The sequence below is a fragment of the Gemmatimonadales bacterium genome, assembly GCA_036265815.1.
In the GTDB taxonomy this organism is placed as follows: Bacteria; Gemmatimonadota; Gemmatimonadetes; order Gemmatimonadales; family GWC2-71-9; genus CAVVWJ01.
This window is the reverse complement of sequence record DATAOI010000070.1, coordinates 1-13,278: the sequence shown is the minus strand read 5'-3', so window position 1 is coordinate 13,278 and position 13,278 is coordinate 1. Positions and strand designations below refer to the sequence as shown.

Genomic DNA, 13,278 nt, shown 5'->3' with positions numbered 1-13,278 from the left:
GAAGCTGGGCAGCTTGAGCAGCGACTTGGCGAACGCGTAGTCCTTCCGCCGGGCCTCATCCAACCCCTGCACGCCCGTGCCGAGGAGCTGGACGCCTTGGGTGACCTGCCGCTGCAAGCCGTTCACTTGCTGCTTGGCCTGATCCAGTTGTTTGAGCGTCGCTTGGACCGATTGGATCGCCTGGCGGGTGCCGTCGAGGCCGAGCTTGCGCGGATCGGTGGCGGCCAGCCGGTCGGCCAGCGTCCGGGCCGAATCCACCGTGCCGCGAACATCCAGCTGGGTGAATCCCTGCTCCAGCGCTCGACGAGTGGAATCGGTGCGCGCGACGAGCCCCTGTGCGGCCTGGACCGTGCCGAGCTGGGTCGGATTGAGCACCAGATTCTTGATCGTGTCGATCGGGGTGAGCTGGAGCAGGGGCACGTCGAACTGTTGGCCCCACTGCCGCACGGCGCGGAGCGCCTGGGGGGCGAAGCCGCCGCCCTTCACCGGCCGGGCGGGCACTCGCCGGGCAGTGCCGAACCGCATGCCGTGCAGCGTGAATTGCTCCACCACCAGCTTCTTCTCCGCCAGCGCCTCGGGGTTGAGCTTGAGGCGAATCTGCTCCGCCTCGACCAGGTTGCGCCGCGGCTCGAACGGATCGGCAATCTGGAGCGCGCCCAGATTCACCGACGCCTGCCGGGGCAGCAGGTCGAGCTTGCCGACATCGACCTGGGTGCCGAGCAGCTCGGTGCTGGCCTCCTCGGTGGTGTCCCGCGCCAACGGCTCGGCGAAGAGGATCACCAGGACGGTGAGGATCCCGAGCAGCAGGAGCAGCGGACCGATCGCCTTCCAGCGGAAGATCTTGACGCGCATCGGTCAGCTCGGCCGGAAGAGGCGGTACCAGTTGTACACCTGGGACGCGGTCACCGCCTTGTAGAACTTGGACTGCCGCACCCGCTCGCCGATGGTGGCGCGATACCGGGCCACGCCGTATCGCGCCGCGAAGAAGATCGGCACGCTGAGCACCACCCACCCGACCACGCTCCCCAGCACCACGGTGTTGTTGAAATTGGTGTACGGCAGCAGGGGCGTGTTGTACCACGAGGTCCACAGGGACCGGAGCGACGGTGCCTCCAGCAGGCGAGTACCGATGGCATGGAACACGGGATCGAGCAGAAACCCGAGCGGGACGAATAACGCCCAGCCCAGCATCGCGCCGCCGAAGGAGACGTTGAGCAGCACGATCAGGGAAAACATGATCAGGTTGTGGACGTTCATCAGCGGGGTGAGGCCGAGCACCGATCCCAGGGCGATCCCCAGCGCCACCTGGGTGGGCGTGCCCTCGGAGTGCAGCGTCTTGATGATCGACTGGATCAGCTTGAGCAGAGTGAGCATGGGGGAAAGATGTCATGTCCTCGGGCCTCGGGCCACACCGCGCGCGGAGCCATGGCCCGGAGCCCACCGCCGTATTATCCTGCGCCCCTATGCCCCGATCCCGCCGAGCACCGCAGGTGCACAAGTTCGGCGGTGCGTCGCTGGCCGACTCCGCTGCCGTTCGCCACGCCGTCGACATCATCCGCCGTCACCGTCCGGAGCCTACCGTGGTGGTGGTCTCCGCCATGGCGGGCACCACCGATGCCCTCCTCGGCGTGGCGCAGCAGGCCGGAAGTGGCGAGTCGCGCACCGTCACGTCGCTGATCGCCCGGCTGCGCACCCGTCACGCGGAAGTGGCGCGGGCGCTGCTCCCGGCCGGCGCGGCACGGGCCGACGTGCTGGCCTACGTGAGCGACGTGTTCGAGGAACTCGAGGCGCTGGCCCAGGGCCTCCGTCTGCTGCGCGAGCTCACCGCGCGCACCACCGACTATCTGATCTCCCGCGGCGAGCGCCTGAGCGCCCGGCTGGTGGCGGCGGCGCTCGATGCCTCCGGGGTCCGGGCCAAGTACGTGGACGCGCTGGAGCTCATTCACACTGACGGCGCGTTCGGCCAGGCCGCGCCCGACTTTCCAAGGACCGACCGCTGCACTCAGCGGCTGCTGGCGCCGCTGCTCGCGCGGGGCATCGTGCCGGTCGTGCCCGGATTCATCGGCGCCACGCCGGAAGGCGAGACCGCGACCCTGGGCCGGGGCGGCTCGGATCTCACCGCGACGCTGCTCGCGCGCGGTCTCGGCGCCGCCCGCGTCTCTCTCTGGAAGGACGTCCCGGGCCTGCTCACGGCGGATCCGCGAGTGGTCCCGGAGGCCCGGGTCATTCCCCAGCTCCACGCCCGCGAGGCGGCCGAGCTGGCGTACTACGGGGCCAAAGTGCTCCACCCGCGAGCCCTGATCCCGCTGGCAGGCCGGCGGATCCCGATTTACGTGCGCCCCTTCGCCGATCCCACGGCCACCGGCACCGAAGTCTCCGAGCGCGTGGCGCCGGCCCGCTTCCCGGTCAAGGCCCTCACCGCCGCCGGCGCCCAGGCGCTCGTCACCGTTACCGGCAGCGGCATGCTCGGAGTGCCCGGCATCGCGGCGCGCACCTTCGCGTCGCTGCATGCCCGGCAGATCTCCGTCTCGCTCATCTCCCAGGCCTCCTCGGAGCATTCGATCTGCTTCAGCGTGCCGGACACCCTCGCGACCGAGGCCCAGGAGAGCCTCCAGCGCGAGTTCAAGGGCGAGATCTCCCGCGGCGAGATCGACGGCGTCGAGGTGAGCCCCGGCATGGCCACGGTCGCCGTGGTGGGGCTCGGCATGCACGGGACCCCGGGCGTGGCGGCCGGGGTCTTCTCCGCGCTGGCGGCGGGAAAGATCAACGTGGTCGCGATCGCCCAGGGCTCCTCCGAGCTCAACATCTCGGTGGTGGTCGAGGAGCGCCACGCCGCCGAGGCGCAGCGGCGGATCCATGGGGCGTTCCAGCTCTCTCGCCTCGCCGGCGGCGGCGTCATCCAGCCGGAGCGGATGGAGCTGGTGCTGCTGGGCTTCGGGCAGATCGGCCGCTCGCTCAGCGCGCTGATCGGCCGGGTCGACCGGCCGGCGCTCTCGCTCAGGGTGGCCGGCATCATCGACCGCTCGGGCTTCATCTTCGATCCCCAGGGCCTGGCTCCCCGCCGCCTGGCCGCGCTGGCCAAGGAGAAGCAACGGGGGCGCCGGGTGGCCGCGATGACCAAGGGGCGCGCCGGAACGGCCTCGGACGCAGTGGCGCACATCGCGGCATATGCGCTCACCCGGCCGGTGCTGGTCGATCTCACCGCGGACGACACCGCCCCGGTGCTGGAGCAGGCGCTCACCAGCGGCATGGACCTCGTCCTCGCCAACAAGCGCCCGCTGGCGGGGCGCCGCGCCGTGAGCGACGCGCTGTGGGAGACGGCCCGGGCCCGGGGCCGGCGCATCCTGCACGAGGCCACGGTCGGTGCGGGCCTCCCGGTCATCGATACCTACCACAAGCTCATCGAGTCGGGCGATCGGGTCGACCACATCGAGGGATTACTCTCCGGCACGCTGGGCTTCGTCCTGAGCGAGGTGTCCGCCGGGGTGGCATTCTCGGTTGCCGTCCGCGCCGCCATGAGCCGCGGATACACCGAGCCCGATCCCCGCGAGGATCTCTCCGGCATGGACGTCGGGCGGAAGGCATTGATCCTGGGGCGCCTGCTCGGCTATCCCGGCGAGCTCAAGCGGACCGCGGTCGAATCCCTGGTGCCCAAGTGGGCCCGCCCGCTCCCGCTGGCGGAGTTCCTCGAGCGCCTGGAGGAGCTCGACGGCGGGTGGAAGCGCCGGGTCACTGCCGCCGGAGCGGCGGGCACGGTGCTGCGCTACGTGGCCACGGTGACGCCCAGCAAGATCGCCGTCGGGCTCCGCGCCGTCCCGACCGCCAGTCCGCTGGCCGCGATCAAGGGCTCCGACAATCAGCTGGTCTTCACCACGGCACGCTACAAGGCGAATCCGCTGGTCATCACCGGCCCGGGCGCCGGCGCCGAGGTGACGGCCGCGGGCGTGCTGAACGACATCCTCCGGCTCGCGGGCGCATGAAGAGCGACGCTCCCGTCGTCGCGTTCGCGCCCGGCGGCATCGGCAACGTCGGACCGGGACTCGATATCCTCGGGCTGGCCGTGGCCGGCAGAGGAGACGTGGTGCGCGCCGAATGGGTGGACCGGCCCGGCGTCCACATCCTGGCGCCGGGACACCCGGACCTCTCCAGCGATTCCCGGCACCATACGGCCGGTCTCGCGGCGCACGCGGTGGCCGCCGCGGCCGCCGCGGACCTCTCCCGCGGCCGCGGCATCGCGCTCTCGGTCCGGAAGGGACTGCCCCTCTCAGGCGGTCAGGGCGGCAGTGCCGCCTCCGCCGTGGCCGGCGCCGTGGCCGTCAATGCCTTGCTGGGCGGACCGCTCGAGTGGACGGAGCTGCTCAAGGCATGCCTGGTTGCCGAGGAAGCGGTCGCGGGCCGCCATCTGGACAACATCGCGCCGTCGCTGTTGGGGGGCATCGTGCTCATTCGGTGCATGGACACGCTGGACCTGGTGCAGCTCCCGGTACCGGATGATCTCCACGTCGTCCTGGTGCGGCCGGACCAGCAGCTGCGCACGGCGCACGCACGCAGCGTGCTGCCGGAGGAGATTCGTCGAGACGTGGCCGTCCATCAGGCGGCTCAGGTGGGTGCCCTGGTGGCCGCCCTCGCCCTGGGCGACTTCGCCCTGCTCGGCCGGGCGATCGATGACCGGATCGCCGAGCCGGTGCGCGCGCCGCTCCTGCCCGGCTTTGCCGAGGCCAAGGCCGCGGCGCTGTCCGCGGGGGCGCTGGGGAGCTCCATCTCGGGCAGCGGTCCCACGGCGTTCGCGCTCACCCGCGGGCGGGCGGCGGGCGAGCGGGTCGCGGCGGCGATGGTCTCCGGATATCTATCGCGAGGCATTCGCAGCGAGTCGAGCGTCGATCAGGTCGACCGGGTCGGCGCGCGGCTGATCGACGCGGCGGGAGAGTCACCGTGAGATTCGACACGCAGCGTCCGCCGAGCTGGCAGGTGTGCCTGACCTGCGGCAACGAGGCCACCGAGCTCGATCCACATCCCCGTTGCACCGTGTGCGGCGGTCTGCTCGAGATCCGCCATCGGCCGCCGCCCGGTCCGCCACAGGCGCTGCTGCAGCGCTTCACCGAGCGCCGCGGGCAGCGGCCGGGAGTCTCCGCCTCGGGGGTGTGGCGCTTTCGCGAGATCGTGCTGCCGTCGGCCACGGAGGTGGTCTCTCATCCCGAGGGCAACACGCCGTTGATCCATCGCACCGCGCTCGACCGGTGGACCGGTGTCGGTCACCTGCTGCTCAAGCACGAAGGTCACAACCCCACCGGCTCCTTCAAGGATCGGGGGATGACGGTCGGCGTCACCCAGGCCCGCCGCATCGGCGCCACCGCCGTGGCGTGCGCCTCGACCGGCAACACCTCCGCCTCGCTCGCGGCGTACGCGGCCCAGGCAAGTCTTCCCGCGCTCGTGCTGGTGCCCGCGCAGGCGGTGGCGCTGGGGAAGCTGGCACAGACACTGGCGTACGGCGCCAAGACCCTGCTGGTGCGCGGGGACTTCGACGACTGTCTTCGATTGGTGGAGGAGGCGAGCAGTCAGCTCGGCGTCTACCTGCTCAACTCGATCAATCCGTTTCGGCTGGAGGGACAGAAGACCATCGTGCTGGAGCTGCTGCAGCAGCTCGGCTGGGAGCCGCCGCACTGGATCGTGCTTCCGGCCGGCAACCTGGGCAACACGGCGGCGTTCGGGAAGGCGCTGCGCGAGGCGTACGCCTGGGGGCTCATCTCCCGGCTCCCGCGCCTGGCGGCGGTGCAGGCGGCGGGCGCGGCGCCGTTCGCCCGAAGTTACGAGGGCGGCTTCGCCAGGCGGCACAAGGTCAAGGCGGAGACGGTCGCGACGGCGATCCGCATCGGGGACCCCGCGTCCTACGATCGCGCGGTCCGGGCGATCCGGGAGACCAAAGGCGTGGTGCTGGCCTTGGCGGACGACGAGCTGCTGGAGGCCAAGGCCGCGGTGGATGCCTGCGGCGTGGGCTGCGAGCCTGCCAGTGCCGCGAGCGTCGCCGGCGTGCGGGAGCTGGTGGCGCGCGGGCTCATGGACCCGGCGGAGCACGCCGTCGCGGTGCTCACCGGGCACATCCTGAAGGATCCCGGCGTGCTCCTCACCTACCACCGGGAGACCGAGCCGCCGCCGCCCGGGGCGAATGCTCCCATCGAGATCGAGCCCACCCTCTCCGCCGTCGAGCGGGTGCTGCGGTCAGTGTCACGTTAGCCCCGCTCAGCGTCTGGCCACCCGCCAGATCTTCTCCTCGTTGTCGGCGCTGATGTAGAGGGCACCGTCCTTCCCCATGGCCACCCCGCTGGCCCTGAGCGAGGTCGGTCCCCCCGCGCCGGTCGCGAAGGTCTCGTACGCACCGCTGGGCCGGCCGTCGGCGAAGGGCGCGAACACTATCCGGTACCCGGTCTGGGGCAGCGGGGCCCGGTTCCACGAGCCGTGGAAGGCGATGAACAGCCCGCCGTCGTACTTCGCGCCGAGCGCGTTGCCGGTGACGAAGGCGAGGGCGAGCGGTGCCCAGTGGCCGGGGAAGGCGATGGCCGGGTCCTTGGCCTTGGCGCACCGGCCCACGGTCCGGCCGTCTCCTCCGTACTCCGGCGCCAGCACCTTCTTGTGCACTTCGTTGCTGTAGTAGCAGTAGGGCCAGCCGAAATCGTCCCCCGCCTCCATTCGCACCAGCTCCTCCGCCGGATCGTTGGCGCTCACCTCGGCGCTGAAGCCCCAGTTGTCGGCCAGCTGGTCCCGGCCCATCACACCGCCGTACACGGCGCCGGTCCCGGGCTGTACCGCGAGTGCCTCGGTATTCCTGAGGCCGGTGGCGAAGCGCTTGCCATCGGCGAAGGTCTGTCCGGCGCGATCGGCGACGAACTGCCAGATCCCGGCGCGGCGCTCCAGCTCCCGGCAGGGCTCTTGTCCCTTGGACCGCCGGGCGCGATTTCGTTCCTGGCAGCTATTGGTGGCCGACCCGATGTTCACCAGCATCACGTTCCCGCCAGGGAACGCGAGGCTCTTCGCCGTATGATCTCCTTCATCGGGTAGTCGGGCCACGATCATCTCGGGATCGCTCGCGGGAGCCAGCGCCCCGTTGGGCAAGCGCCAGCGAAGAACGCGGTCGTCGAGGGCCAGATAGACATATCCGTCGTGGAGCTTGACATCGTTTCCGCCCCGCGGACCGAAGCTGGCGTGCTCCTCCGGCTTGCCATCCCCGTCACGATCACGCAAGGCGGTCACGCCACCCCCGCCGAACAGCCTGCTGCGCCCGGAGATCGCCGCGTAGAGGTCACCACTGGGGGAGACGGCGAGCTGACGGACCGGGCCAAGGTCGCTGGCCACCACCGTGGCGCAGAACCCATCCGGCACGATCAGCCCGCTCTCGCCCGGGGAACAGGGGGAGGCAGGCCGCCGGGACGCGATAGCGAGAACGGCAGTTGCGGGGAGGGCGGCGAGCGCCACCAGGCGGACCATCGACGAGACAGACATGGGCACCACCATTTCAGGGGAATTCCCGGCGGAGTCGTCCGCTCCACCGGACCACCAGGGAAGATATTCCGGCGCGGTGTCGCGGGGCTCGGGTCCGGCGTTCCGGGGGAGTTTCGAACGGAAATCGGGGTTCTCCGAGGGAAAATCACCATTTCCCTATTGTAAATCCGCCGCGGAGGTGTACTGTTTGACACGGTAGTTCTGCTGGTGTCGAGGCACGCAGGGTTCTCACAATCACTGGGAGACACGCGATGGCCACCAAGAAGAAGACTGCCGCACGTAGACCAGCGAAGAAAGCCGCCAGAAGGTCCACCGCCAAGAAGGCTACCAGGCGCACCACCAAGAAGGCCGCCAAGAAGTCGAGCGGCAAGAAGCGGGTCCCGAGCGCCGCGTTCATGAAGCCGATGCAGCCGAGCGCGCAGCTCTCCGCCGTCGTGGGCTCCTCCCCCATCCCGCGCACCGAAGTCACCAAGAAGCTCTGGGCGTACATCAAGCGGAACGGGTTGCAGGACTCCAAGAACCGCCGCGCCATCAATGCCGATGACAAGCTCCGTCCGGTCTTCGGCGGCAAGAGCCAGGTCTCGATGTTCGACATGACCAAGATGGTCAACAAGCACCTCAGCTAACCGTACCCCGCACGCAGTAAGGGCGCCTCCGCTGAGGCGCCCTTTTTTCATGCCTCGGTTGGCTCTGCGGCCTCCTCGCTTATCTTCTTGCCCATGGCCGGCGAATACATCTTCACCATGCGCGACCTCAGCAAGGTCGCGCCCCCTTCCCGGGAGATCCTCAAGGGGATCTACCTCTCGTTCTTCCCCGGGGCCAAGATCGGTGTGCTGGGCGCCAACGGCGCCGGAAAATCCACACTGCTCCGGATCATGGCGGGCGTCGATCGAGACTTCCTGGGGGAGGCGCGGCCGCTTCCTGGCACCCGCATCGGCTATCTGGCGCAGGAGCCCCAGCTCGACCCGTCCAAGGACGTCCGCGGCAACGTGATGGAGGGCGTCCGCGAGCAGCAGGCCCTACTGGACCAGTTCAACGAGATCAGCGCGAAGTTCGCCGAGCCGATGGATGACGACCAGATGAGCCGGCTGCTGGAGAAGCAGGGCAACCTGCAGGAACGGATCGACGCCCTCGGCCTCTGGGAGCTGGATCACAAGGTCGACATGGCCATGGACGCCCTCCGGCTCCCACCCGGCGACGCCGACGTCGGGCGGATCTCGGGTGGCGAGCGGCGTCGCGTCGCGCTCTGCCGTCTGCTCCTCGAGCAGCCGGACATGCTCCTGCTGGACGAGCCGACCAATCACCTGGACGCCGAAAGCGTCTGGTGGCTGGAGCGGTATCTGGCCGAGTTCAAGGGGACGGTGGTGGCGGTCACCCACGACCGCTACTTCCTGGACAACGTCGCGGGGTGGATCCTGGAGCTCTACCAGGGCGCCGGCATTCCCTGGGAAGGCAACTACTCCTCCTGGCTGGAGCAGAAGGAGCGACGCCTGGCCCAAGAGGAGAAGCAGACCTCCGCGCGCCAGCGGACCCTGCAGCACGAGCTGGAGTGGATCCGCATGTCTCCCCGCGCGCGCCATGCCAAGAACAAGGCCCGCATCACCGCCTTCGAGCGGCTGCGCGACGAAGCCGAGCGCCAGCAGGAGGGCAGCGCCGAGATCCTGATCCCGGTGCCGCCCCGGCTGGGCGATGAGGTGGTGATCGCCGAACAGCTCAGCAAGGGATTCGGCGACCGCTTGCTGATCGACGGGCTCGACTTCGCGCTGCCCCGGGGCGGCATCGTCGGGGTCATCGGACCGAACGGCGCGGGCAAGACCACGCTCTTCCGCATGATCACCGGCCAGGAGCAGCCCGATGGCGGGCGGCTCACCGTCGGCTCCACCGTCCAGCTCGCCTACGTCGACCAGAGCCGGGACGCGCTCGACCCCGAGCTCACGGTCTACCAGGAGATCTCCGGCGGCATGGACCAGCTCCAGTTCGGCCGCCGCACCGTGAACGCCCGGGCCTACTGTGCGGGATTCAACTTTCGCGGCGCGGACCAGCAGAAGAAGGTGGGTCTCCTCTCCGGCGGCGAGCGGAACCGGGTGCACCTGGCCAAGGTGCTGAAGAGCGGCGGCAACCTCCTGTTGCTGGACGAGCCGAGCAACGATCTTGACGTCGACACCCTGCGCGCGCTGGAGGAGGCCCTGCTCGAGTTCGCCGGCTGCGCGGTGGTCATCAGCCATGACCGCTGGTTTCTGGATCGGATCGCCACCCACATTCTGGCGTTCGAAGGAAACAGCGAGGTCGTCTGGTACGAAGGGAACTACCAGGAGTATGCGGCCGACTTCAAGCGGCGGAAGGGTGTGGCGGCCGATCAACCGCATCGCATCCGATACAAGAAGCTGGTGCACTAGAATGCGCTATACTTGGGCATGACGACCTCGCACAGCCGGATTCCCTACCTCCCCGCGCGCATCGAAGGTCTGTCCTCGCTCGCGATGAACCTGTGGTGGAGTTGGAGCCGGGAGGCCCGCAGCCTCTTCCGTTCCATCGACGAGCCGCTGTGGCATCTCACCCGCCACAATCCACTCGAGCTGCTCTGCCGGGTCGATCCGGCGCGGGTCGCCGCCTGCGCCAGCGACAGCGACTTTCTCCGGCGCTACGACGACGTCATGATCCGGCTGGGGCACGAGACCACCAGCCAGGACACCTGGTTCACCCATGAGTACCCCGACCTCGACGGGCGGCCGGTCGCCTACTTCTGCGCCGAGTTCGGCCTGCACAATTCGGTGCCGATCTACTCCGGCGGCCTGGGCGTCCTGGCAGGCGACCACTGCAAGTCGGCCAGCGATCTCGGCGTACCCATGGTCGGCGTCGGCCTCTTCTACCGGAAGGGATACTTCGACCAGCGGCTCACCCTCGACGGCTGGCAGCAGGACAGCGACGTGGAGTACGATGTCAGCCTCACCCCCCTCAGTCCGGTGGCCAACGGCGGCAAGGAGCCGTTCCTTGCCACAGTGGATACATCGGGCCGACCGGTGCACGTGCAGGCCTGGCGCATGATGGTGGGTCGGATGCCGATCTACCTGCTGGACACCAACCTGGAGCTCAACCACCCGGATGACCGCGCCCTCATGAGCAAGCTGTACGCCGGGGGGCCGGACATGCGGCTCCGCCAGGAGTGGATCCTGGGCGTCGGCGGGGTTCGGGTGCTGCGGGCGCTGGGGATCGATCCCGCGGTGTGGCACGCCAACGAGGGGCACGCCGCGTTCATGATGGTCGAGCGCCTCCGCGAGGCCACCGCCAGCGGCCTCGGCTTCGCCGATGCGGTGCGACAGGTCCGGACTCACGGGGTGTTCACCACGCACACGCCGGTTCCGGCGGGGCATGATGCCTTCGCCGTCGAGCAGCTGGAGGGCTGCACCGGACCCGTGTGGGAAGAGATCGGCATCGACCGGGACGCCTTCTTCAGCCTCGGCGCGCATCCCGCGCTCCCCGGGCAGTTTCACATGACCGCGACGGCGATGCGGCTGTCGGGTCGAGTGAACGGCGTCTCCCGGCGCCACGGGCAGGTCTCGCGAAACCTGTGGCGCGACCTCTGGCCCGGCCGCCCCTGGGAGACGGTGCCGATCGGGCATGTGACCAACGGGGTGCATCTCGCCACCTGGATGGCCAGCACCATCATGGCGCTGCTCGACGAGCACCTGGGCGAGGGCTGGGGCGCCCGGCTGGACGAGCCGGGGTTCTGGGATCAGGTCCTCACGCTGGATCATGCGAAGCTGTGGGAGGTGCACGGCCGCCTCAAGCGGATCCTGGCGGACTTCATCCGCGAGGACGCTCGGCGCCGCTTCGCCGGGCAGCTCAAGGAGGCGGCCCAGGTGGTCGGCGCCGGAACCCTGCTCGATCCCACCGCGCTCACCATCGGCTTCGCCCGGCGCTTCGCCACCTATAAGCGCGCCAACCTGGTCTTCCGCGACCTGGACCGGCTCCGCCGCCTGCTGGTCGATCCCTGGCGTCCGGTGCAGATCGTCTTCGCGGGCAAGGCCCACCCGGCCGACAATCCGGGGAAGGAAGTGCTGCAGAGCGTCTATCAGTTCACCCGGGATCCCGAGTTCGAGGGCCGGGTCGCGTTCCTGGAGGACTACGACATGCACCTGGCCCATCTCCTGGTCCAGGGTGTCGACCTCTGGGTCAACCTCCCGCGGGTGCCGCTGGAGGCCTCGGGAACCAGCGGGATGAAGGCGGCGCTCAACGGGGTTCCCCAGCTCAGCACGCTCGATGGCTGGTGGCAGGAGGGCTACGATGGGTTGAGCGGCTGGGCCATCTCTCCCGCGGGCGAGACCGAAGACACCGACGCCGCCGATGCCGAGCGGTTCTACCGGCTGCTGGAGGAGCAGGTGGTCCCGCTCTTCTACACGCGGGATTCACGGGGGACGCCGCTGGGCTGGGTCGAGAAGATGCGCCATGCCATGCGGCTGGCCGGCAGCCGCTTCAGCGGGCGACGGATGCTGCAGGAATACGTCCAGGAATATTATGCTCCTGCCATTCGGGGGGAGTCGTCGGGCGACGATCCGCCCACGATATGAGGGTGAGAGGATGCCCACCACTCGCGAGCCGGCTCGGGCGCCGGCGGGTGTCGCGACGCCGCTGGTGACATCGACCGGCCAGGCCGTCTCCGTCGTGCATGTCACGGCGGAGTACTATCCGTTCGCCCGCATCGGCGGCATGGCCGAGGCGGTGAGCGGGCTTGCCGCGTTTCAGCGGGCCGCAGGGCTCAACGTCGCCGCCATCCTTCCGCTCTACCGGACCGTGCGCGACGAGGCCCCCGACCTCGAGCCGGTCGGGCCGCCTTTCCTCGTGCCTCTGGGGAACCACTCCGAGGAGGCCCGGGTATTCCGCGTGGCCGGCCCGATCAAGGGGCCGCAGGTCTTCTTCATCGAGCACCTGGAGTATTTCAACCGGCCCGGGATCTACGGCGAGAACGCGGTCGACTATCCCGACAACGCCCGCCGCTTCGCCTTCTTTGCCCTGGCCGCGCTCACCGCCCTGCCCCGCCTGGTGGCCGGGCCGGTGCTGGTACACGCCCATGACTGGCACACGGCGCTGGTGCCGGTCTACCTCCGCACCACGCTGGCCGACCAGAGCTTCGCGGCGGACACCACGACCGTGCTGTCGGTCCACAACCCCGGTTATCAGGGTCACTTCCCCCCGGAGGTGATGCCCGAGGTGGGACTGCCCTGGTCGCTGTACAATTGGCGGCAGCTCGAGTGGTACGGAAAGGTGAACTTCCTCAAGGGCGGCCTCACGTTCACCGACTTCGTCACCACCGTGAGCCCCACCCAGGCCCGTGAGCTTCGGACGCCGGGTGGCGGCTTCGGTCTGCACGATCTCTTCCAATCCCTGGGCGATCGGCTGGTCGGGGTGCTGAACGGCATCGACCAGCACGCCTGGGACCCCGCCAGCGACCGGCAGATCACCGCGCAGTACTCGGCCCAGAAGCTCGAGGGCAAGCGACGCTGCAAGGCGGCGCTCCAGCGCTCGTTCGGACTGCCCCAGCGGCGCAAGGTGCCGCTGTTCGGGATGACCGGCCGGCTGGTGACTCAGAAAGGGCTGGATCTGATCCTCGCCGCGCGGGACCTGCTCGACTCCGACGCCCAGTTCGTCTTCCTCGGGAGCGGGGAGCAGAAGTACGAGCAGGCGCTGGTGGAGCTCGCCTCCTCGGCGCCCAACCGGATCGGCGTGCAGTTCGACTTCACCGACCGGCTGGAGCACCGGCTCATGGCCGGCGCCGACATCTTCCTC

General features: G+C 69.5%; 10 protein-coding genes. 7 read left to right on the top strand and 3 right to left on the bottom strand.

The genetic code is table 11. The features are described from left to right. Both VHR41_15210 and VHR41_15205 read right to left on the bottom strand, forming a co-directional pair. Nucleotides 1-852 (bottom strand): hypothetical protein (locus VHR41_15210; protein ID HEX3235546.1); only part of this gene is annotated, 852 nt, incomplete at its 3' end. A 3-nt stretch (nt 853-855) separates the two neighbouring features. Beyond that, on the bottom strand, nt 856-1,374 hold the full coding sequence (locus tag VHR41_15205; protein ID HEX3235545.1) for a TIGR03546 family protein: 519 nt from the start codon (nt 1,372-1,374) through the stop codon (nt 856-858). 116 nt (nt 1,375-1,490) lie between these two features. On the opposite strand from VHR41_15205, the gene thrA reads away from it, so the two are divergent. Genes thrA through thrC form a run of 3 tightly spaced genes read left to right on the top strand, consistent with a single transcriptional unit; the run spans nt 1,491 to nt 6,231 of the window. Beyond that, entirely contained in the window at nt 1,491-3,980 is a 2,490-nt protein-coding gene (gene thrA / locus VHR41_15200) for a bifunctional aspartate kinase/homoserine dehydrogenase I (protein ID HEX3235544.1), read from the top strand. Continuing rightward, nucleotides 3,977-4,936 carry a homoserine kinase gene (locus VHR41_15195; GenBank protein ID HEX3235543.1) on the top strand — a complete coding sequence of 320 codons (960 nt, stop codon included), beginning with the start codon at nt 3,977-3,979 and terminating at the stop codon, nt 4,934-4,936. The genes thrA and VHR41_15195 overlap by 4 nt, the downstream gene beginning before the upstream one ends. Then, nucleotides 4,933-6,231, top strand: a complete 1,299-nt coding sequence (gene thrC, locus VHR41_15190; GenBank protein HEX3235542.1) for a threonine synthase — start codon at nt 4,933-4,935, stop codon at nt 6,229-6,231. The genes VHR41_15195 and thrC overlap by 4 nt, the downstream gene beginning before the upstream one ends. A 6-nt stretch (nt 6,232-6,237) precedes the next feature. Here the strand turns inward: thrC and VHR41_15185 are convergent, their stop codons facing one another. After that, nucleotides 6,238-7,494, bottom strand: coding sequence for a PQQ-dependent sugar dehydrogenase (locus VHR41_15185; GenBank protein ID HEX3235541.1), 1,257 nt, complete (start codon nt 7,492-7,494; stop codon nt 6,238-6,240). A 251-nt stretch (nt 7,495-7,745) separates the two neighbouring features. Between VHR41_15185 and VHR41_15180 the strand changes: the two genes are divergently transcribed. The 4 genes from VHR41_15180 to VHR41_15165 form a co-directional block, all read left to right on the top strand. Continuing rightward, nucleotides 7,746-8,120 carry an SWIB/MDM2 domain-containing protein gene (locus VHR41_15180; GenBank protein ID HEX3235540.1) on the top strand — a complete coding sequence of 125 codons (375 nt, stop codon included), beginning with the start codon at nt 7,746-7,748 and terminating at the stop codon, nt 8,118-8,120. 93 nt (nt 8,121-8,213) lie between these two features. Further along, the gene (ettA, locus tag VHR41_15175) at nt 8,214-9,890 is read left to right on the top strand and encodes an energy-dependent translational throttle protein EttA (protein ID HEX3235539.1); all 1,677 of its coding nucleotides are present in this window, start codon (nt 8,214-8,216) and stop codon (nt 9,888-9,890) included. Nucleotides 9,891-9,908: 18 nt separating this feature from the next. Next, nucleotides 9,909-12,062 carry an alpha-glucan family phosphorylase gene (glgP, locus tag VHR41_15170; GenBank protein HEX3235538.1) on the top strand — a complete coding sequence of 718 codons (2,154 nt, stop codon included), beginning with the start codon at nt 9,909-9,911 and terminating at the stop codon, nt 12,060-12,062. 10 nt (nt 12,063-12,072) lie between these two features. Next, a partial coding sequence (locus tag VHR41_15165) for a glycogen/starch synthase (GenBank protein ID HEX3235537.1) occupies nt 12,073-13,278 on the top strand: 1,206 nt, incomplete at its 3' end.

Excerpts from the sequence above, each read along its gene's own strand:
- glgP (HEX3235538.1), top strand. The coding sequence starts at position 9,909 with ATGACGACCTCGCACAGCCGGATTCCCTACCTCCCCGCGCGCATCGAA.
- VHR41_15205 (HEX3235545.1), bottom strand. The coding sequence starts at position 1,374 with ATGCTCACTCTGCTCAAGCTGATCCAGTCGATCATCAAGACGCTGCAC.
- VHR41_15195 (HEX3235543.1), top strand. The coding sequence starts at position 3,977 with ATGAAGAGCGACGCTCCCGTCGTCGCGTTCGCGCCCGGCGGCATCGGC.
- ettA (HEX3235539.1), top strand. The coding sequence starts at position 8,214 with ATGGCCGGCGAATACATCTTCACCATGCGCGACCTCAGCAAGGTCGCG.
- VHR41_15185 (HEX3235541.1), bottom strand. The coding sequence starts at position 7,494 with ATGTCTGTCTCGTCGATGGTCCGCCTGGTGGCGCTCGCCGCCCTCCCC.
- VHR41_15180 (HEX3235540.1), top strand. The coding sequence starts at position 7,746 with ATGGCCACCAAGAAGAAGACTGCCGCACGTAGACCAGCGAAGAAAGCC.